Below are 21,614 nucleotides of genomic sequence, written 5' to 3' on the forward strand. Positions count from 1 at the left end.
TTAACGGTTCGTAAGCGGAGCCGATTGCAAAAACGCGACGAGTTTCGAGAAAAAACAAGATAATCTAACGGGATAGTAAATGACTAATAATGAGTCGAGGGCGAACGCCCCCAAGCTCCGTGGCGGGCGTATTTTCAAGTGGAAAGGCCAAATTGTCAGCGCGGCTCCAGCGGCGTTGCTGGCGCAAGTATCAATGGTTGCCCTGATGGCCGGGGACGTACATGCGGATACGATCTCGAATGTGGTGACGACACCTCAGGTTTTCTCGACCGATGCGGATCACAAAGTAACGGCAAGCGGCGCGATCGAGATAACTTCTTCCACCGCTGCAGCTTTGACGATCACGACCGATTACTCAAGCACGTTCACGAATAACGGGACAATCTCGGTCACGGCAACGGATACCGATACTGCGACGGCACTTTTGCTGGACGGAAATTTGCAGCAATCCGGTGCTTTGGTGAACAATGGCACCATTTCTGTAGATGTCACCGGGTCTGATCCTCAGGATATCTATGGCTTGCTGGTGAACGGTGACGCCGACGGGGTAATCCAAAACACCGGAACGATTGATGTCGACGTGTTGTCCACGGATGGCGATATCGAGGCCTGGGGTATCTACGTTGACGGTGACGTTTCTGAAACAGGTAAGATCGTCAACACCGGGACGATCAAGGTTGATGGGCTGATCACCGACGGAAGCACCGCATCAATCTACGGTATTGCGGTCGACCGCGACGTCGCGGGTGTGATCAGAAACAGCGGCACGATTGATGTCCGCGCCAGATCATTCGCCGATGATTATGCCTATGCCTGGGGCATTTACGTGCAAAGTGACCTGGAAGAAACCGGTCAGATCGTGAACTCGGGAACAATCAAATCGGTTGCCATATCGACCAGTGACAGTACCGCGTCTGCCTATGGGATCGAAGTCAATGGCAATGCGCACGGTGTGATCCGCAATACCGGCACATTGGAAGTATTGGCCTCTGCCCCGTCGACCTATGAGGCGATTGCCTATGGAATTTTGGTCGATCGTGACCTGTCCGGTCAGATCGATAACAGCGGTACCATCGAGGTAACCGCAATCGGTGTTGAATCCGACGCTTCTGCTTTCGGCATTTACGTCGATGATGACGTATTGTCCGGCGCGTCCGTACATAACAGCGGTACAATTGAGGCCTTTGCCAGCGCGGATACCGATGACGTAGCATATGCGGGCGGGCTTTACCTTGAGGACCTTGTTGACGGGATCGTGGTAAACTCGGGCACGATTACGGCCACTGCTTTGTCTCTCAACACCGCGGACGAGGCGACCGCGACGGGCATTTATGCCGGGGATGACGTTTCCGGTGCAATTCGTAACTCGGGCACTATGACGCTTTTCGCAGAAGCTGCCGAAGATTCTGCAGAAGCCTCGGGGATTTACCTGACCGATAACCTAAGCGGCTCTCTGGCAAACACGGGCGAGATTACAGCGACTGCGATTTCGCATGACACCTCTGCCGAGGCCTATGGGATTTATGTTGATGAAATCGTAACCGGTGACATCAAGAACACCGGAAGCATCACCGTCACCGCCAATGGTGCGCAACAGAATGGTGGGCCACCGCCAAACGCATCCGAGGCATTCGGCGTGTACGCCGGCGACATGCAGGGAACGTTCTCGAACACGGGCCCGATTACCGTGCACGCGACCGGCAGTTCCGGCACCCGTGCAGCCGGTATTCAGTTCGACAATTTCGACGGAACGATTCATGATCTGGGGACCATCAGGGTTTCGGGGAATGATGAGGTCTACGCCGTCTACCTTGGAACCGGCACGGGGACGCTGAATGTCGATACAATGGACGACGTTGAGGGTCTGATCCGCGTTCAGGACCATGACGTGAACCTAGAAGCCAAAGGCGGCAGTGGCGTGTTTGCGTTCGAAGATGCCGCGCCGGGTACGGGTACCTTCAAGACCACCGTGTCTGACGGGCAATCCGCTTGGTTCGTGCAGGACAAGGGCAGCGCGGCCCCGATCTATTCTGTGGTCGACGGCAATGACATTGCACCATCGGGCGATGTCGCGGCCTTCTTCGGCAGCATTGTCGGCGGCAGTGGCAATGCGCTTAGCTATGGTCAGGGACCGCAGGTCGCGCAGGGCGCAACTTTCGCTGGTTTCCGGCCCTTCGCAATGATCGACGCCCAGTATCGAGAGTTCGAGAGCGGCTCGAACGATGACACGGACGTGACGATGTTCAGCGGAAGCGCCGGGTATACGGGGCAGATGGACAACGGAGTGTCTCTGGCTGTTGCCATGGGCGTGTTCACTTCGGATGGTGACAACAGCACCACTGATTTTGACACGAATGGCTTCTATCTTGATGCCGCAGTGGGCCGTCAGTTTGGTGCCTACACGCTGGATGCCGGATTCGGCATTGGTTGGCTCACGACTGATCGTAGCCGGTCGATCTCGGGCAGCTCTGACGCCAAGGCCGACTATAACAGCAGGCTGTTGACCGCGAACATCGGGGTCGAGCGTGCATTCGACGTCAGTGACGATTTCGGTTTGCTTGGTTTTGCCAGCGCCCGTTACACCAACCAAAAGGATGACGGCTATACCGAGACGGGGTCATCTGCGAATGCCACCGTCGGCGATATCACCACCGAAGTTGTCGAGGCCCGTTTGGGGGTTGAGGCATCAAAGGACCTTGAAAACGGCGGTGTTCTCAGCGGTCAGCTTGGCGGCGTGTTGCGGCGCGACCTAGGCAGTTCCGAGGGCGACGTAACCGTCTTCTCTCAGACCGAGTCTCTGGCCTTTGCGTCAACCGACTTCACCGGCGCCAGTGTCGTGGTCGGATACGAGCAAGATCTCATTCAGGACATGCGGCTTGAACTGACGGCGGAACAGGAAATCGGCAGCGACGCTCAGGGGCCATTCCTGCGCGCCGGACTTCGCTGGTCGTTCTAGATCTAAAGAGCACTGCGGCACCCAGAGCGGTGCCGCAGAAATCGGCTCCAAGCTGAACTATGTCGGGCTATTTGGTGTATAGTGTTGACCCTTTCACAAGTCTATTTGAGCTTCTCAAGTAGTCGACAATTATCCGAACATTATTGCGGTTGCCTGAAACCTATTATGCAACTGTTTCTTTAGCTTGTGTAAGCCGTCATTCGTTCGATGTGCAGTATCCGTCAAAATGGGCTCAGTGCCGACCTCAGATGCGGCGCGGCATCTGCCAGTTTCGCAGAACTAGCATCGTAGCAGATGGCCCAAAGGAGACATCCATCTTCCTCGACAGCGCCGCTTCACCAGACCTGCCATTCGCTGCGCAAGCAACATCAACGGGCGGATTAAGGATCAAGTCGCGGTACGAAGCGGTAATTCGTCTCTTGGTACATGCGTGACTGAGTTGGGGACAAAGCCTGATATGTAGGTCGTGCCTGCGGTACTATCCTAACGTCCCGCGTAAGTTTCCGGCGGTAAGGAAATTGACCATAGTTCTGAGTTGCCCAACGCGGAATCGACAGTATATTCTATCTGGCTCTTGTAGAGGCAGCCAAAAGGGAAATTCCTTGTCTGGCCGTTTTGTTTTGTTGCTCGCATCCGTTGGGTTGTTCCCGATCGCACTGTCTTATGGCGCGATGCCGTCGGCGAGTGTGCCGATGTTGCTGGGATTTCCAGTCGACACGACAGAGCTCACCCACATCTTCCGGGCAATTATGGGGCTGTATCTGGCGATGTTGATGTTTTGGATTGCCGGGGCATTCAAGCCCGCCCTTACAAACGCCGCCCTTTGGAGCCTGTTCCTCTTCATGGCCGGGCTCGCCGCTGGCCGACTGCTGAGCTTTTTGGTCGATGGCTTGCCAAATTTCTTGCTGGTGTTCTACTTTCTGGCAGAAATCCTTTTCGCAGCTTTGGCTCTGCTTCGTTTGCGTCAACAAGGCGCGGTTTGATCAGGAGGATCAACTTGGGTATCCGAAACACTCTGTTGGCCGCTGAGCTGGCATTAACTCCGATCTCCGCCCATGCAGATGATACACTGCAAGCCGATACCGATATCGTGTTCGAAGCAGTGGCAGAGGCGGTGACAGATGCCAAAATGGCAAGGGTGATCGAGATAGATCATGCCCGTTTGGCGGCTGGCGAAGGCGTGGAGATGCCACCGTCGAGAGTTTTGCTTTTCTCTGATCCCGGCGTGAACGCTGCCATCCTGAGCGAGAACATTCGTGCGGGGTTGGATCTGCCCTTCAGGGTGTTGTCATACGGCGACGAGGCTAAGCCGTCCTTGTCTTACACGTCCTCTGCGTTCATCGCCAAACGTCACGGACTTGAGGGGTCTGCGGCCCTTGCTGCCTTTGATGAGCGCCTGCAAGCGGTACTGCGCGCGGTAGATGGCGCAGATCCGAGCCCGATTCCCACCGATGCTGTCGAGCGTGATTTTGGCATTATTGAAATTGCGTCGGCGTATGGCGTTGCCGAAACGGTTGCGCGCCTCGAAAAAGCAGTGACCGCGCAAACAGATACAATTTGGTTCGGCGAGATCGATTTTATGAAAGAAGCTGCCGCGTTTGACGTTGCCCTTCCCGCCGCAAAGTTGCTGCTGTTCGGGGGGCCAGCGCCCGGTGGAGTCGCAATGGCGGATTACCCGGCGATCGGTCTTGATGCCTTTTGCCAGAAACTGCTTGTCTATGAAGGCACCGATGGCAACGCTGTGGTTCTGTTCAACGACATCGCCGCCTTTGCACAGCTCTACTATGGCAGTTCAATCGAGCCACACGCGATGCTCAACAAACGTTTAAGCGCGACATTTTCCGCTGCTGTACAGTAAGTACGCGCTTGTAAATTTGGGGCTATGAGGTCGACCAGACGAACCTGATACGATGCAAGAAAGGATGATTCATGCAGAAACGCTTATCAATCGCGCGCACTTTCGTCGGAGCGGTCGTCGCTTCGGTTGCTGTCGCCGCAAGCGCAGTTGCTCAAGAGGACAAGCCAAATATCTTGGTGATCATGGCTGACGATGTCGGTTGGGCCAGTTTGGGAAGCTACCACCAAGGCATCAAAAGTATCAAAACACCGAACCTGGACCAGCTTGCCGAAGCGGGAACGCGACTGACGGACTACTACGCGGAACCGACCTGTACCGCAGGTCGCGCTGCGTTTTTGACGGGTCAGTTTCCTGTACGTGTCGGGATGCACACTGTTGGTCTTCCCGGTGATCCCGTGGGTCTGAGCAATGAAGACCCCACGCTTGCAAACATGCTAAAGGCCTTGGGGTATACCACCGGTCAATTCGGGAAAAACCACTTGGGCGACCAGAACCAGTTTTTGCCAACAACAAAAGGTTTCGACGAGTACTGGGGCTGGCTCTACCATTTGAATGCGATGGAATATACGTCGGACCCGGACTGGCCAGACGATCCTGAATTTAATGCCCAATTCGGTCCGCGCAACATCATACATGCCTTTGCAACCGAAGAACTGGATGAAACCGCGGATCCGCGTTGGGGCGTGGTCGGCAATCAGCGCATCCTGGACGATGGACCCGCGCCGCCCGAGCGTCAAAAGACGCTCGATGATGAGGTGACCGAAAAGACGATCGACTTTATTGATCGCGCTGTCGAAGCGGACACACCGTTTTTTGTATGGATGGCCCCGGCCAGAGCGCATGTTTGGACGCACCTGAGCCCCAAATACGAAGACATGCTGGGCGATGGGCGTGGGCTGCAGGACGTTGTGATGCAAGAGCTTGACGACAATGTTGGCAAAGTGATCGCGCGGCTTGACGAGCTGGGTGTCACTGACAACACAATTGTGGTTTTCACTGCTGACAATGGCCCTGAAACGATGACCTGGCCGGATGGTGGCACGACACCATTTCACGGGGAAAAAGGAACAACCTGGGAAGGTGGTTTCCGCGTTCCGGCGATTATCAAATGGCCCGGCAATGTACCTGCTGGACGCGTTGCAAACGGCATTATGTCCGGTATGGACTGGATGCCGACGCTGGTGGCAGCGGCAGGTGGCCCTGACAACCTGCCCGAGGCGCTCTTGTCTGGATATGAAGGCTACACAGCACATTTGGACGGATACAACCAACTGTCGTATTTGACGGGAGGTGCCGAAAGCAACCGCGACGAAATCATCTACTACGAAGGCACGAGCCTTCAGGCCGTCCGCTACAGGGACTGGAAAGCCCATTTCGTAATCCAAGAGCATGGCTGGGCCGGACCAAAAGAAGAATTAAATGCGCCGATGTTGTTTAATCTGCGCCGCGATCCTTATGAAAAGGCCGCCGAAGAATCCGGGATGTATACCAAATGGATGGGGCAGAAGATGTGGGCGTTTGGACCTGCTGCGCGACTGGTGCAGCAACACCTTCAGACATTCCAAGAGTTCCCACCGCGTGGCTCTGACCTGGCCAATCAAAGCCAAGTTGAGAAACAGGTTTCCAGCGAAGGCGGGATGTCTCAATAACGGCTAGAAATACACAATTCAGCACTTCGCCGTGGTGACGGCGGAGTGCTCCTTCCACTATCTCTCAAGATTCTGCTTTGGGCTTGGTATCGCCGTTCGCTGCTATTCACATCAGGGACTGATTGCAGTCCGAAGCGCGCGTTATTACACGCTTCAAATCAAGCCCTTCGAAAAGGGCCTCAAACTGCGATTTGGTCATCGTCATCACCCCGTCACTGACGCGTGGCCATTCAAAACCCTCACCCCCGATCCGCTTATAGATCAGCACAAGACCCGCCCCGTCCCAAACTATGAGCTTCAGCCGGCCCGTGCGTGTCGAACGGAAAACAAATATGGCAACACAGCATGGATCGAGATCGAATTCATTCAGAACGATCGCCTCCAAACCACCCATATCTTTACGAAAATCGACTGGCTTGGTGGCGGCGTAGAATTTAAAGTTGCCAGCTGGTGAAATCATGAATGGCTATCCATCGCGAGTGCAATTTTGACCAAACAGTTCACCGGATAATTGGCAGGAAAGGCATGGTGCTTTCCCGGTGCGCCAGAAGATTGCGATTGTCAGTTTCTGGATCACGGCCTGGCTGCGTCTCTTCGTTAATTAGAACCTTCGAAAAAATTTGTTCTTCGTTCCGCGCGACGCTTTTGACCTATGAAGATTTCACGCCTGACTTCTATTTGTAGACGAGGGATTGCGAAACGTTGCAATCCTCCAAGATGTCACCAACAGTCAGTTCACCGAGATCAAGTTTGGTTTTGACAAACCGCTTGAAGCCGGGTGGCCAGACACGGCGTCCTCCCGCATGCACCTAAATGGTGAATCCATTGGCTTAGAATGATTGTGGAAATTGCCTCATTGCTGCCGCCTCTCGTTTTAGACAATATGCCATGGAAACAAGAGGCAGATCAGGGGCTAATTCGGGGGTCAGTTGCAACGCCCCGCTCAACGGATACATCAACGGATTCTACAATCCGGGCCGCCGACATTCAGCACTGAGCGGGAACATCCGGTCGCATATTAAGGGTTTGGGCATCCGTATTGAGAAAAAAACCGGCGCAAGCAGCGCCGGTTTTCATAGTCTCATCCTAAGAAACTGCTAACGGTGTCAGCCGAATACACGCCCCAGTGCGCCATCGACAGCATCGGTGATTTGGTCGATGTCATCCGCGGTGGCAATCAGCGCTGGTGAAAAGCACAGAGTGTTGTTCCGACCGGGGACCGAGCGGTTAGTTACGCCGATGATCACGCCTTGCGCCATGCAGTCGGCCACAACGGCCTGGGCAAGCTTCTCATCAACTGGCTCACGGGACGCGCGGTCTGCGACCAGCTCAGCACCCAGGAACAGGCCTTTGCCGCGTACATCGCCGATGACCTTGTGTTTTTCCATCAGCGCCTGAAGGTTGCCCGTCATCCGGTCACCCATAGCCGTGCAGTTGCCCAACAGGTTTTCATCCTCGATAATCCGCATGTTCTCGATCGCGGCCGCTGGACCGGCGGTACAGCCACCAAATGTCGAGATATCGCGGAAATAGCCCATCGGGTCCGAGGCGTCTTCTTTGAACATGTCAAAGACTTCCTCGGTGGTCACCATGCAGGCGATGGCAGCATAGCCCGAGGCGACACCCTTGGCCATGGTCACGAAATCCGGCTTCACACCATATTGCTGATACCCGAACCAGGTACCGGTGCGGCCAACGCCACAGACGACCTCGTCAATATGCAGCAGGATGTCGTACTTCTTGCAGATCTCCTGCACACGCTGCCAATAACCCTCTGGCGCTTCGATCACGCCGCCACCGGCTGTCACGGGCTCAAGGCACAGGGCGCCAACCGTATCGGGGCCTTCGCGCAGGATCACCTCTTCGATCTGATCCGCGGCCCATTCGCCGAAATTCTCTTCGGGCGCGCCGTCCAGCTCGTGCTTGCGGTATTCCATGCAATGCGGCACGCGGATGAAACCGGGGGCGAAAGGCCCGTACTGCGCGTTGCGCTCGTCCTGACCACCTGCCGACATCGCTGCCAGGGTCGAGCCGTGATAGTCGCGGTCACGGTACAAAATCTTGGTCTTCTTGCCGCCGTATTTCTTGTGGGCGATCTGGCGAACCATCTTGAACGCCTTCTCATTCGCCTCGCTACCCGAGTTAGTGTAATACACGCGGCTCATGCCAGGCATTTTCTCGATCAGCTTTTCGGCGAACAAAGCACCAGGGATCGAGCCCGCCGAGTTGGCGAAATAGCACAGCTTCATCAACTGGTCATAGACCGCCTTGCAGATCGATTCGCGGCCATAGCCGACATTCACAGTCCATACGCCGCCCGATACAGCGTCCAGATGCTCTTTGCCTTTTTGATCCCAGACACGCATGCCCTTACCTTCGACAATGATGCGCGGGTCGTTGGTTTCAAAGGGTTTATGCTGGATCAAGTGGTGCCAAATATGGGCGCGGTCGGCTTCGACGACGCGGGAAAGATCGTTTTCGTTGAACGTGCCGTCCATGACATGTCCTTTCAAAATTAGCGTGTGCACATCTTACAGAGGCGGTGTCGCCTCGGCTTGTATATTCGATGGCTCAGATCAGCGTGAATGGCCAGTACAAGATAGGGCCAGATCGGGTAGGTTGGTATCGCCAGTCGGGCACAGCACAGTTATTTGGCCGCCTCAGCCCGTATTTCTACGGGTTTGTCATAGGACTATGTTTGTGTTCAATTCGCGCAACTTGCGATTTGGGAGGATCCGCAGATGACAGGGGCCAACATATATGAACGCCACTTGGATCAATGCCAGGCGAATTATACGCCGCTGTCACCGCTAAGCTTTATCGAACGGACGGCGCAGGTCTACCCTGATTACCCGTCAGTTGTTTATGGCGTCCGCCGGTATTCCTGGGTCGAAACCTATACCCGTTGTCGTCGACTGGCGAGCGCTCTGGATAGGCGTGGAATAGGGCGAGGAGATACAGTTTCGATCATCGCAGCAAACATCCCCGAACTGTACGAGGCCCATTTTGGCGTTCCCATGGCTGGCGCCGTGCTGAACGCGATTAACACCCGGCTGGACGCGCCGATCATTGCCTTCATCCTGAACCATGCGGAAACCAAGGTGCTGCTGGTCGATCCGGAATTTTCTACGGTTGTGCAAGACGCACTGGAACAGGTTGATCACGATATTCTCGTCATCGATATCGAGGATCCCAGCTTTGATGGTGGCGAGAAACAGGGCAGTCTGACTTACGATGCGCTCTTGGCCGAAGGCGATCCCGAGTTCGCATGGTCCCTGCCAGCGGATGAATGGGATGCGATCACGCTGAATTATACCTCGGGCACCACAGGCAATCCAAAAGGGGTTGTGTATCATCACCGCGGTGCGGCCCTGAATGCCCAATCTGATCTGCTGGACTGGGGCATGCCCCGGCATTCAGTCTATCTGTGGACCTTGCCGATGTTCCACTGCAACGGCTGGTGTTTCCCTTGGGCCATGGCGGCAAATGCAGGGGTCTCGGTTTGCCTGCGGGCGGTTCGGGATGAGCCGATTTATGCCGCCTTCCGGGATGAGAAGGTCACGCATTTCTGCGGTGCGCCGATTGTTCTGAACATGTTGGCCAACGCGCCCGATCACCTTAAGGATTTCGATCACGAGATCAAAGTGATGACCGCAGGCGCACCACCTCCAGCGGCTGTGGTTAAGAAGATGGAGGATATGGGGATAGAAGTTACCCATGTCTATGGCCTGACCGAGACTTATGGTCCGTCCGTGGTCTGCGCCTGGAAGGATGAATGGAACAGCAAAGAAGGCGAAGAACGCGCCGCTTTGAAGGTTCGTCAGGGTGTGCGGTATTCGGCCCTGTCCGGGCTTATGGTGGCCGACCCGGATACGTTGGAGCCCGTGCCTGCGGATGGCGAGACGCTGGGTGAGATTTTCATGCAGGGCAATGTTGTCATGAAAGGGTATCTCAAAAACTCCGATGCCACGGACAAGGCGTTCCGGGGCGGCTGGTTCGCCTCGGGCGATCTTGGGGTGATGCATGCGGATGGATATGTCGCACTCAAGGACCGGTCCAAAGATATCATCATCTCGGGAGGTGAGAATATCTCATCGGTTGAGGTTGAGGATATCTTGTACAAGCACCCCGCCGTGATGGAGGCCGCCGTGGTCGCCCGCCCCGATGACAAATGGGGCGAAACACCCTGCGCCTTTGTTGAACTCAAACCAGATGGGCAAGCGACAGAGGCAGAGATCATCGCGTTCTGCCGGGACAACATGGCCCATTTCAAGGTGCCTAAGACGGTGGTCTTCGGTCCTTTGCCAAAGACCTCGACCGGCAAGATTCAGAAGTTCAAGCTGAGAGATCAGGCGAAGGCGTTGGGTTAAAGCTGGTCGAAGATCGACAGATCCAGATCCAGCATCTCACCCATCCAAATGGCACGGTCGCGGTGGTCTGCCAGATGCTCGCCGGTTTCGGGATGGGTGAATATCGTCAACCCTTGCCGATTCAGCGTCAGCCAGGGAATGACCTGATCAAATGCGTCGGCTGCAAAGCCCAACTGGCAGCTCCACCTTGGATGTGGGCCTACATTGCGGGCGTGCATCCGCCCCATTGCAACTGGGAACAGGCGCACTGCTTCTTCACAGAGCTGCCGGGCGGTATCCTGCGTTTCTGCATCGAAATAGACATGGGCGTGATAGCCGATGATTTCGGGCATTGGGGCCTCCTGCATTTTGTTTTGAAGAACGTAAGGCAGGGGTCAGGCAATTCCCATTCGCATCGTCACACAGACCCTGTGCAGAGGATCAGGTGGGGGCGTGTTGATCGGGATGCGCTGCGGCAAAGGCTGGGTGTTTGGCGCAGGCGGCCTCGACGCCCAGGATACGGGGCAGGTCGGTCAGATCGACCTGATAGCGGCGGGCATTGTACATCTGTGGGATCAGGCACAGATCAGCCAGCCCTGGCTGCGGACCAGTGCAATATGGGGTCTGTTGGAAACCGCCCAACTGGGCTTCGAACGCAAGCAGACCCGGTCGTATGAAATGGTTCATCCAGTTGCCAGGCATACCTTCTGCATTCCCACTGAGCGCGGTTGCATGGCGTGCGACTGACAAATTGCAGACTGGGTGAAGATCAATGGCGATGGTTTGTGCCAGCGCCAGTGCTTGTGCGCGAATACCGGGTTCCGCAGGAAGCAACCCCAGACCCCGAGTCATGTCCAGATAGTCGATGATTGCCAAAGATTGCGTCAGCTGCAGCCCGTCAATCTCAAGCACAGGAACCAGCCCCTGCGGGTTGCGCCTCAGATGCGCATCAGATTTTTGATCTCCGGCGACAAGATCGACAGACACCGCACGATAGGTGATGCCAGCCAAGTTTAACGCGATCCGCACCCGGTAGCTGGCCGACGAGCGCCAATAATCATACAGAACTACGCCACTCATCGCTGGCCTCCTGTTTACGTCAATTCTCGTTCAGCTTGGCGGCTTTCAGGGCTTCAAACAACACCTCGGCATTTCCGATATGGTTGGCTAGCACCAGTACCAGCCGCGCATTCAGCGCGTCGCTGTCGGTTTTATCCAGCCCGTCATGGGCGGCGATCAGTTCAAAATAGAAATCATCTGCATTGTCCAGATTAGGGGTGAGGATCAGTTGGGTCATCTCGCTTACTCCTTACCGGTGGCCCTGCGGATCGCCTGCCGGAATGCGTTTTCTTCGTACGTATCACGGCGGGCGGCCACGTGTTGATCGGGACGGATCAGATAAACCGCGCTGGTGGCATCCCCCAGATAGCGGCGCTTGAGCGCCAGGGTCGGATCGTCCTTAACCGACAACGCCAAGCGGGTTGCCTGAACCCCGTCTTCCTCAAGAGTGTCTGGTGCGTCGGCGTCAATCGTCAAAAGGGTAAACTTGCCCGCGAGTTTCGGCAGCAGGAACGCGGCGCCGAGGGGGGCATCCGGGCACGCAGCGCCGGGACGGGTGATATCTGGCCCGTTCAGCGCATCTGCGGAATTCAACGACGAGCCCGCATAGGTACAAGGTGTGCTCAGACGGCCGGAATTCACCAGAGGGCGCGCGAATTCGTAGTGCTCGCCCAGGTCAAGAACGGCGTCGCGCAACAGGCGGGACATCTGGGATTTCGGCGTGATAAAGTCGGTCGAGCGACTGGAATAGGCAATATTCTCATCAGCGGCCTGCACCCGTTCATGGCTGTAGCTATCCAGCAAATAATCGGGCGCTTTTCCGTCGATAACCAGCTTCAGCTTCCAACACAGGTTGTCCGAATCCTGCACACCCGAATTGGCCCCACGCGCACCAAACGGGCTAACCTGATGGGCGCTGTCGCCGGCAAACAGGACCCGGCCATACCGGAATCGCTCCATCCGGCGACACTGGAAGGTATAGATCGAGACCCATTCCAAATCGAATTCGACATCTTCGCCCAGCATCTCCTTGAGGCGCGGGATCACATTCTCGGGCCGTTTTTCCCGTTCCTTGTCGATATCCCAACCCAGTTGCAGGTCAATGCGCCAGACATTGTCGGGCTGTTTGTGCAGCAGGGCGGATTGCCCCCTGTTGAACGGTGGATCAAACCAGAACCAGCGTTCGGAAGGAAAGTCAGCCTCCATCACGACATCAGCTATCAGGAAGTTATCTTCGAACACGCGCCCGTCGAAATCCAACCCGAGCATCCTGCGGGCCGGAGAGTGTGCGCCGTCACAGGCGATCAACCAGTCGGCTTCTATGTTGTAGGGGCCTTCGGGGGTCTCTACCTCAAGCGTGACCTGGTCCTCATGGGTGCCGATCGCCTCGACCCTATTGCGGCCGCGAATATCGATTGGCGCGCCTTCAGCTTGGAGTGCGCGCAAGCGGTCCACAAGGATCTGTTCTAGGTGATATTGCTGCAGATTGATAAATGCCGGATTGGCATAGCCTTGTTCTGGCTGCAAATTGAACTCATAGATCTGTCTTGTGTCGAAAAAGACCTTTCCGGTATCCCAAAGAACACCTTTCCGGACCAAGGGCTCTGCGCATCCAAGCCTGTCGGCTATGTCCAGCGTGCGCTGTGAAAAACAGATGGCCCGGCTGCCAAAGCTGACCTTGTCATTTTCGTCCAGAACGACAACCTCAACGCCCTGTTGTGCCAGATCAATAGCTGTGGCCAAGCCGATTGGCCCGGCGCCGATGACGATCACCTTGTGGCGTATTGGGGCTACGGCGTCCTGATCGGGATTTCGGGCGTAGGCGTAAAGCGGTATTTCGAAGATCTTGTTCATGGGGCTCTCCCATTGCGCTGCGCTGAGGGTCCTTTCCACCAGCCGTTCAGGCTCAGTGGTCCCGATCCCAGGGTCTCACCAATCCGTCCTGCGAAAAACGATCTGGATCAAATGCGACCGTATGTCCTTAACTCTGCAAGGCTTCCCACATCTCCAGATCTCGTTGGGCGGTCCAGATGCGCGGGGTGTCGATCCCGCGCGCCTCGTCATAGGCACGGGCGACGTTGAAGGGCAGGCAGTGTTCATAGATCGCGTAATCGGCGAATTTCGGGTCGCATTCGGCGCGCACCGCGTCCCATGCTTCTTTCAGGCTTCCTCCGCGCGCCGCAACCTTGGCTGCTGGACGATAGGTGCTGTCGACAAAATCGCGGGTGTTTTCGATTGCTGCATTGACCATGTCCTTGCCGACCAGGGCATCGCCACGGCCTGGCGCAATGGCGTCGACATCAAACCACTTGATCTCATCCAGTGTATCGCCCCAGTCGCCGAAATGCCCATCGCCGCAGTAACAGGCCGAGTGATACTCGACGATGTCACCGGTAAACATCACATTCTGATCGGGTACATGGATCACGATATCGCCTGCTGTATGTGCGCGGCCTAGATGCATCAGGTCAATCCGACGTTTGCCCAGATATACCGTCATGGTGTCGCTGAACGTGGTCGTGGGCCAGGTCAGACCGGGAATGCTTTCGTGCCCTTCGAACAGGCGCGGGAAACGCTGGAACTCACTGTCCCAATCTTCCTGTCCCCGTTCCACCACCATCGCGCGGGCCATGTCTGACATCATGATCTGCTGCGCCCCAAAGGCGCTGGCACCCAGAACACGGACGGCGTGATAATGGGTCAGCGCCACATGCGTGATCGGCTTGTCCGTGACCGAGCGCACGCATTCGATTACCTTGTTGGCCAAACGGGGCGTCGCCTGTGCCTCGACAATCATGACACTGTCATCACCGATGATGACGCCCGAATTCGGATCCCCTTCGGCGGTAAAGGCAAAAAGCCCGTCTCCTACCTCGGTGAACGAGATTTTCTTTTCCGACATGTCCCCCTGGGACGCAAAGGCCTTGGCCATATCTGGTTCCTTATCGCGAGTATGGGTTTTCAAGCGCGGGCAGCACGGTTCCGGCACATTCGCCAAATCCGATCGTGTACCCTTTCCCCTTGGCCGCCCCTGTCAGGGTCAGCGTGTCGCCATCCTCGATAAAGCTGCGGCTTTCGCCGGTCTCCAGCGTTAGCGGCTCTTTCCCGCCCCAGCTGAGCTCCAGCAACGAACCGCGCTCGGGCTTTGTCGGGCCAGAGATCGTGCCGGACCCCAGCAGATCACCGGTGTTCATCGGGCAGCCCGACGTCGTGTGATGGGCCAACTGCTGTGCGGCGGAATAGTACATCTGACTATAGTTTGTTCGCGCGATTGTGGTTGTGGCCTTGCCGTCCGGAGCCATCGTGATCGACAGATCAATGTCATACAGCATCGGGCCGGTCTCTTTGAGGTGACCCAGCAACTCAAAATCCCGCTCGGGCGTGTCACAGCGGAAAGGTTCCAGCGCCGCCTTGGTCACGATCCATGGGCTGATCGACGTTGCGGTTGCCTTGGCCTGAAACGGCCCAAGCGGCTGATACTCCCACGCCTGAATATCGCGGGCGGACCAGTCATTCAGAAGGACATAGCCAAAGATATTGTCGTCGGCCTCTTGCACGGAAATTGGTCCGTCAGAGGGCGTGCCCACGATGGCGCCCATCTCAAGCTCGATGTCGAAACGACGGCTGGGAAGGAAGGCCGGAAGGTCCTGATCAGGGGATTTCAACTGGCCCCAAGGGCGGCGGATATCTGTTCCCGACACAACGACCGAAGATGCCCGGCCATTATACCCGATGGGAATATGCAGCCAGTTAGGGGGCAATGCATTCTCTGGTCCACGGAACATGGTGCCGACATTTTGGGCGTGGTGCCGACCGGCGTAGAAATCGGTATATTCGCTGACGGCAAAAGGCATGTGCAGCTCGGCATCCGCCTGCGCCACAAGCAAAGGCGCGACGTCCTCTTGTGCCGCGCTGCCTTCGGCCAGCAGATCCATCAGACGGTTGCGCAGGGCGGCCCAAACGGCGGGGCCTTGCTCCATCAGCGGGTTCCAGAAAGGCAGGTCGAACAGCGGTTCGTCGTCCAGAACGACCAGGCCCTCGGCCTCGGCAGCTGTGACATCAAGGATCATGTCGCCGATTGCAACACCACAATGCGGGTCTTCACCGCCTGTCGAAAACACGCCATAAGGCAGGTTGTTCAAAGGAAAAGGGTGATCGGCAGAATTGGCCGAGCTCACCCAGGATTTCTTCAATGGCATTTTGTCTCCAAACCTCTGTCAGGGGCCAAGATTTTTCGTCGAAAAATCTGCGACCTCAATCGGTATTATTTCTTGCCCGGTGTACCGTCGAACTTTTTCTCAAGCGACGTCCAGCAGTCAATGTAATCATCCTGCAGCGGGGCCTCGGTCGCTGCAAATGATGTCAGATGCTGCGGGAACCGGGTTTCGATCATGAAGGACATCGTATTATCCAACTTATCCGGTCCAAGGTTCGAATTCGACGCGTTGTCAAAGGCATCCTGGTCAGGTCCGTGCGGCAACATCATGTTGTGCAGACTCATGCCGCCGGGAACAAAGCCCTGTGGTTTGGCGTCATACTGGCCGTAGATGTTCCCCATCAGCTCGGACATGATGTTCTTGTGGTACCACGGAGGACGGAACGTATCTTCGGCCACCATCCAGCGTTCGCGGAACAGGACAAAGTCGATATTGGCTGTGCCCGGCTGTCCAGACGGCGCGGTGAGTACGGTGAAGATCGACGGGTCAGGGTGGTCAAACAGGATCGCCCCCACCGGGCAATATGTGCGCAGGTCGTATTTGTACGGGGCATAATTGCCGTGCCAGGCGACTACATCCAGCGGGCTTTGCCCAATCTTTGTGGTGTGGAACTGCCCGCACCATTTGACAGTGACGGTCGATGGTACCTCACGGTCTTCATAGGCCGCGATAGGTGCCTTGAAATCGCGTGGGTTGGCCATGCAGTTGGCGCCGATCGGGCCGCGTCCGGGCAGTTCGAATTTCTGCCCGTAATTCTCGCAGACAAAGCCGCGGGCAGGCCCCTCGAGAACCTCAACCCGGTAAACCAACCCGCGCGGGATAATGGCGATTTCCTTGGGCTCAATGTCGATGATCCCCAACTCGGTCGCAAAGCGCAGGCGGCCTTCCTGCGGCACCACCAGAAGCTCAGAATCGGCGGAAAAGAAGTAGTCATCCACCATCGATTCGGTGACCAGATAGATATGGCTGGCCATTCCGACCTGCGTATTCACATCCCCTGCTGTGGTCATCGTGCGCATGCCCGACAGCCAGGTTAGCCCCTCTTGGGTATGGCCGACCGGGTCCCAACGATACTGGCCCAGGCTGGTGACATCCGGATCAACACAAGGGGCCGATTTCCAATAGGGTAGGTCGATCTTCTCGTAGCGATGCGAATGTTTCACCGAGGGGCGGATACGATAGCACCAGGTGCGCTCGGGCGGGTTGGCGGTAAAGGCAGTGCCGCTCAGTTGTTCGCCGTATAGCCCATAGTTGCAGCGTTGCGGGCTGTTCATGCCCTGCGGCAGCGCACCGGGTAGGGCCTCGGTTTCGAAATCATTGCCAAAGCCGGGCATATAGCCCGGATGGGTGCCAGCGGGCGTACTGGCCTGGATCATTTTATGCGGGTCTGTCGGATGGTTCATCCTTGGCTCCTGCTGTTTTCTGCTTGTGAGATAATAGTTGATTTTGTAACTAACAAGCATGACAAAGACAGAAAGTACCGAAAGAGACGGGTTTGATCTGCTGGATTTCCTGCCCTATCTGCTGAACCGGGCAGCCGAGGAAAGCGCACTGGAATTTCAGCGTGTATACAAAGACCGCTATGGGATGCTGCGCACGGAATGGAGAGTGTTGTTTCATCTGGGCAATTACGGAGAATTGAGCGCGAAAGAAATCGGTCAACGCGCCCGGATTCACAAAACCAAGATAAGCCGCGCGGTCAGCAGGCTTGAGCAGCGCCGATTTCTTGTCAGAACCGTCAGCCAGACAGACCGCCGCGTTGAACATCTTGCATTGACCACGGCCGGACGGTCGGTTTATCGCGAATTGCGCGGTATTGCGCAGCAATATGATGCTCAGCTTGCCGCAATGTTCACAGAAAACGAGGCTACCTTGTTGCGCAAAATGTTGCGAAAGCTGGCTGATATGAATTGACCTCTGGTAATTCGAACCTTTCGCTCCCAGATGGAAGCCAGAGCGGACACAGGAATGTGAAATGACAGCCCCGAACCAAAACGCGGCAAAATCAAATGATCTGATCAACTGGCTGGTGACGCGGGGCCTTGAAGGTGCCGAAAAAGAAGAATTGCTGGATGGCTATTGCACCCGTCTGATTGAACTTGGTGTGCCCCTGATGCGATTTCACGCGGCGCAATCGGCGCTGCACCCGGTATATGGCGGCACCGGATACAGCTGGTATCAAGACACCGGCGGTGACTATCAAAAATTCGAGTATTCAGAAGAGACCAGAGAAGACTGGATGAGCAGTCCTCTATATGCGATTTTACATCACGATCTTGACGGCGTCCATGAACGCATGGTCGATCAGAACGAGCCCAGCCGCTATCCATTGATCAATGAATTACGCGAAGCTGGTGCGACCGAGTATTACGCTAAAGGTGTGAATTTCGATCCGCGGTCGCAGACCTCAAAAAAAGCCGTAGATGGAGTCCTGTTGTCGTGGGCCTCGAACGCGCCGGATGGGTTTCGGGAACAGGATCTTGACCTTATCAATACGGCCCTGCCCCATTTGGGCCTGGCACTAAAGTCAGCCTCGAACGCGCGGATATCCAAAGATCTGATGCGCGTCTACTTAGGTCGGGATGCTGGGCGGCGTGTTTTGTCGGGTGAAATTCGTCGCGGATCCCTACAGCAGATCGACGCCGTGATATGGAATTTCGACCTTGAAGGCTTTACCAGCCTGTCCGAGAATCTGCCCGGGATCGAGATCATCGATATGTTGAACGACTATCTGGCGGTTGCCGTTGGTGTCGTGCACGATAATGGCGGCAATATCCTGAAGTTCATGGGCGATGGACTGATGGCTATGTTCAATGTCGGCGAGATTGAAGAGGACGTGCAGGCGGCCTTGCAGGCGGTTCCCATGTTGCAGGACCGGATCGCTGAACTGAATGCGCAGCGCGAATCCGCTGGACTGCCGGTGGCCAACTTCACACTGGCCTTGCATGCGGGCGAAATTCTGTATGGCAATATCGGTTCTGAGACACGTTTGGATTTCACCGTGATCGGCCCAGCGGTGAATCAGGCCGCGCGTATCGCTGGCATGCATCGGTCCTTGGGGCAACGGATACTGATCTCTGATGACGTAGCCCGCGCGGCGCAGCCCTGCGATCAGGATCTGATCTCGGTCGGGCGCTATATGCTGCGCGGTGTGGCCGAGCCGAAAGAGCTGTTTACGGTTTATAATGTTGCCGGAACGCAATCAGGCGTTTGAGCGTCCGGTTTGAGCCCATATTAGCGGTTTTCTGCAACGCGGCGAAAGTCAGCTTCCGCAAAACCGGATGCAGTCTAACCGCTTGACGACAGAAAAATTTCAGATTAGCCAACGTACAGGCTGTGGACGCCTGCCTCCCGCTGACTTTTGTCTTGGTTAAGTTCTGCGACGTAATTCTCTATCTACCTCTTTCCGCATATCGCGCGGATGGCAATGCGGGTCCCATCTCAAATTGCGCGATCAGGCAAGAGAGATATGACCGATAGCCCCACTAATACATTCACCGATGGGCCGCTTGGCACCATCTATTTTAGGACCGCACTCCCGATCATTTTCGTGATGGGAATGAATGGGCTTCTGTCTGTTGCAGATGCGCTGTTTCTGGGAATTTATGTAGGCCCTGATGCGCTGGCTGCGGTCACGTTGATGTTCCCGATCTACATGCTGATTGTGGCGCTTTCCACGCTTGTGGCGAACGGCATGTCGAGCCTTCTGGCGCGATCCCTTGGCGCGGGTGACGTGAACGGCGCGCGTGCCACGTTTACAGGCGCACACGGGCTGGCAATTGGATTGGGCGCAGTTCTGATAGTGTTGTTCCTTCTATTGGGCCAGCCAGTTGCATTGCTGGCCGCTGGTGGGTCAGAGACTTTGGCGCAAATGGGGTTGGTCTACCTGCGGATTACGGTGTTCTTCTCACCGCTTTTGTTCGTGTTGTCGGTAAATTCTGATGCGCTGCGCAACGAAGGGCGCGTGGGCTTTATGGCCGCGATGAGCCTGCTGGTTTCGATTGCAAACATCGGGTTCAACTACGTACTCATCGCCGTTCTGGACATGGGCGTAGCTGGGTCAGCCTATGGCACAGCGGCGGCACAAGCGCTCGCGTTTGCGATCATATTTGCGTTCCGATTGTTTGGGGAAACATCGCTGCGTCCTGCGACCTTGCTGTCCCATTCCGTATGCGGAAAATGGGGGCGGATCCTCGCACTGGGTGCACCACAAAGCCTCAATTTCATTGGACTAGCTCTCGGGTCGGCCGCGATTATCTCAGCCCTCCAATGGATTGGTCGCCCGGGTTACGCCGACACAATTACTGCTTACGGGATCATCACGCGGGTCATCACCTTTGCTTTCCTGCCACTTCTGGGCTTGTCGTTTGCAATGCAGACGATCACGGGCAACAACTATGGTGCTGAACTTTGGCAAAGGTCAGATGCAAGCCTGCGCATGGCACTTTGGGTCGCGTTTGTTTATTGCGCAATCGTGCAGGTCGTTGTGATTAGCATGCCTAGCCGGATCGCGAGCGCGTTTGTAGACGACACGTCGGTCATTGCAGAGGTTGCGCGCATCTTGCCGGTAATGACATGTGTCTTTTTCCTGTTGGGCCCGTTGATGATGATTGCGACCTATTTTCAGGCGATTGGATCTGCAGGAAAGGCAGCCCTTCTAGGGCTGACAAAACCTTATGCCTTTGCGATCCCGTTGACGTTCCTGTTGCCCCTCTGGTTTGGCGAAGTTGGCATCTGGTATGCGGGCCCGCTGGCCGAAGTGATGATGTTGGGTCTCACTGTTGTAGTGTTGTGGCTCTCTGCCCAAGACCCAGAGTTAAAATGGGGTATTTTCCACACCAAAAAAGGAGTGGCGTCATGAACACGCAATTTCCGTCAGCTACGCAAGCCAAGGATCAAGCTAAGCGTTTGCGCACAAAATTGACCGAAGAAGGGGCATCGATTGGCCATGCCAAGTCCCTCGAGTTGGTCGCCCACCAACACGGGTTCCGCGATTGGAACACGATGTTTGCAGCCATCGGAAACGGACCACTCAAGGGATGGGCCATCGGGGACAAGGTCAGCGGAACGTATCTATCGCAACCGTTCACGGGGCATGTGGTCTCTATTTCGATCATGAAACCAGGATGGTTCCGGTTAGAGGTGCACTTGGATGAAGCCGTAGACGTTGTCACATCCGAAGGCTTCTCAAATTTCCGCTCGCGCATTCGTGGTGTAATTGGTCCCAATGGACATTCTGTTGAACGGACAAGCGACGGGCAGGCGCACCTTCAAATCAATTTATGCTGACAGGGAAATCCGGTTCTTAAATTTGTCAGCGGCTGTTGGCGCGATTGAAGCCGATGGCCGTCTTGTCTTGCAACCTGTAAATATGTCGTATTAAAAATTCTGCGCAATCGACGAATGGCAGATTTTGCCGCTGCCCTGCGGCGGCGGAACCTAACCTCTTACGGCGATTTTCGTGCTGCGAGCGCGCGCAGCAAAAATACCGAAGGTACAGATTGGGCTCATTGCTGACCTTCTCTG

General features: G+C 55.9%; 18 protein-coding genes. 9 read left to right on the plus strand and 9 right to left on the minus strand.

Annotated features, from left to right (window positions below; genetic code table 11):
- Positions 1–79 precede the first annotated feature (79 nt).
- The 4 genes from AC2FIP_RS11815 (at position 80) to AC2FIP_RS11830 (ending at position 6,463) form a co-directional block, all read left to right on the plus strand.
- Positions 80–2,956: an autotransporter family protein gene (locus AC2FIP_RS11815; RefSeq protein WP_496786526.1), complete on the plus strand. Its 2,877-nt coding sequence runs from the start codon at positions 80–82 to the stop codon at positions 2,954–2,956.
- Between the two features lie 602 nt (positions 2,957–3,558).
- The gene (locus AC2FIP_RS11820) at positions 3,559–3,939 is read left to right on the plus strand and encodes a DUF4345 domain-containing protein (protein WP_496692088.1); all 381 of its coding nucleotides are present in this window, start codon (positions 3,559–3,561) and stop codon (positions 3,937–3,939) included.
- A 14-nt stretch (positions 3,940–3,953) separates the two neighbouring features.
- Complete coding sequence (locus tag AC2FIP_RS11825; RefSeq protein ID WP_496786528.1) at positions 3,954–4,814, plus strand: DUF302 domain-containing protein; 861 nt, start codon at positions 3,954–3,956, stop codon at positions 4,812–4,814.
- Positions 4,815–4,885: 71 nt separating this feature from the next.
- The gene (locus AC2FIP_RS11830; protein ID WP_496698968.1) at positions 4,886–6,463 is read left to right on the plus strand and encodes an arylsulfatase; all 1,578 of its coding nucleotides are present in this window, start codon (positions 4,886–4,888) and stop codon (positions 6,461–6,463) included.
- Between the two features lie 106 nt (positions 6,464–6,569).
- Here AC2FIP_RS11830 and tnpB read toward each other — a convergent pair whose 3' ends face one another.
- Complete coding sequence (tnpB, locus tag AC2FIP_RS11835; RefSeq protein WP_496786530.1) at positions 6,570–6,923, minus strand: IS66 family insertion sequence element accessory protein TnpB; 354 nt, start codon at positions 6,921–6,923, stop codon at positions 6,570–6,572.
- A gap of 646 nt (positions 6,924–7,569) precedes the next feature.
- Positions 7,570–8,961, minus strand: a complete 1,392-nt coding sequence (locus AC2FIP_RS11840; protein ID WP_281995847.1) for an aminotransferase family protein — start codon at positions 8,959–8,961, stop codon at positions 7,570–7,572.
- 243 nt (positions 8,962–9,204) lie between these two features.
- Here AC2FIP_RS11840 and AC2FIP_RS11845 point away from each other — a divergent pair, with 243 nt between their 5' ends.
- Positions 9,205–10,833 carry an acyl-CoA synthetase gene (locus AC2FIP_RS11845; protein ID WP_496786532.1) on the plus strand — a complete coding sequence of 543 codons (1,629 nt, stop codon included), beginning with the start codon at positions 9,205–9,207 and terminating at the stop codon, positions 10,831–10,833.
- Here AC2FIP_RS11845 and AC2FIP_RS11850 read toward each other — a convergent pair.
- From AC2FIP_RS11850 to hmgA, 7 genes are all read right to left on the minus strand, one after another.
- Complete coding sequence (locus AC2FIP_RS11850) at positions 10,830–11,165, minus strand: DOPA 4,5-dioxygenase family protein (RefSeq protein ID WP_142639094.1); 336 nt, start codon at positions 11,163–11,165, stop codon at positions 10,830–10,832. The genes AC2FIP_RS11845 and AC2FIP_RS11850 overlap by 4 nt on opposite strands.
- Before the next feature lie 88 nt (positions 11,166–11,253).
- On the minus strand, positions 11,254–11,892 hold the full coding sequence (gene maiA, locus AC2FIP_RS11855) for a maleylacetoacetate isomerase (RefSeq protein WP_496786533.1): 639 nt from the start codon (positions 11,890–11,892) through the stop codon (positions 11,254–11,256).
- Between the two features lie 19 nt (positions 11,893–11,911).
- Positions 11,912–12,109 carry a DUF2783 domain-containing protein gene (locus AC2FIP_RS11860; protein ID WP_496749378.1) on the minus strand — a complete coding sequence of 66 codons (198 nt, stop codon included), beginning with the start codon at positions 12,107–12,109 and terminating at the stop codon, positions 11,912–11,914.
- Between the two features lie 5 nt (positions 12,110–12,114).
- On the minus strand, positions 12,115–13,725 hold the full coding sequence (locus AC2FIP_RS11865; RefSeq protein ID WP_496786535.1) for an FAD-dependent oxidoreductase: 1,611 nt from the start codon (positions 13,723–13,725) through the stop codon (positions 12,115–12,117).
- Positions 13,726–13,852: 127 nt separating this feature from the next.
- The gene (locus AC2FIP_RS11870) at positions 13,853–14,803 is read right to left on the minus strand and encodes an MBL fold metallo-hydrolase (protein ID WP_496703615.1); all 951 of its coding nucleotides are present in this window, start codon (positions 14,801–14,803) and stop codon (positions 13,853–13,855) included.
- Between the two features lie 10 nt (positions 14,804–14,813).
- Positions 14,814–16,070: a fumarylacetoacetase gene (gene fahA / locus AC2FIP_RS11875; protein ID WP_496786536.1), complete on the minus strand. Its 1,257-nt coding sequence runs from the start codon at positions 16,068–16,070 to the stop codon at positions 14,814–14,816.
- 65 nt (positions 16,071–16,135) lie between these two features.
- Positions 16,136–17,491 (minus strand): homogentisate 1,2-dioxygenase, encoded by a 1,356-nt coding sequence (gene hmgA, locus AC2FIP_RS11880; RefSeq protein WP_496786538.1) that lies wholly within the window; start codon positions 17,489–17,491, stop codon positions 16,136–16,138.
- 58 nt (positions 17,492–17,549) lie between these two features.
- Between hmgA and AC2FIP_RS11885 the strand changes: the two genes are divergently transcribed.
- The 4 genes from AC2FIP_RS11885 (at position 17,550) to AC2FIP_RS11900 (ending at position 21,377) form a co-directional block, all read left to right on the plus strand.
- Positions 17,550–18,002 (plus strand): MarR family winged helix-turn-helix transcriptional regulator, encoded by a 453-nt coding sequence (locus AC2FIP_RS11885; protein ID WP_142639108.1) that lies wholly within the window; start codon positions 17,550–17,552, stop codon positions 18,000–18,002.
- A gap of 61 nt (positions 18,003–18,063) precedes the next feature.
- On the plus strand, positions 18,064–19,302 hold the full coding sequence (locus AC2FIP_RS11890; RefSeq protein ID WP_282022217.1) for an adenylate/guanylate cyclase domain-containing protein: 1,239 nt from the start codon (positions 18,064–18,066) through the stop codon (positions 19,300–19,302).
- A gap of 255 nt (positions 19,303–19,557) precedes the next feature.
- Positions 19,558–20,949: an MATE family efflux transporter gene (locus AC2FIP_RS11895; RefSeq protein WP_496786539.1), complete on the plus strand. Its 1,392-nt coding sequence runs from the start codon at positions 19,558–19,560 to the stop codon at positions 20,947–20,949.
- Entirely contained in the window at positions 20,946–21,377 is a 432-nt protein-coding gene (locus AC2FIP_RS11900; protein ID WP_496786541.1) for a glyoxalase superfamily protein, read from the plus strand. The genes AC2FIP_RS11895 and AC2FIP_RS11900 overlap by 4 nt, the downstream gene beginning before the upstream one ends.
- Positions 21,378–21,614: the final 237 nt, after the last annotated feature.

It is taken from the genome of Ruegeria sp. CDSB114 (genome assembly GCF_059611025.1).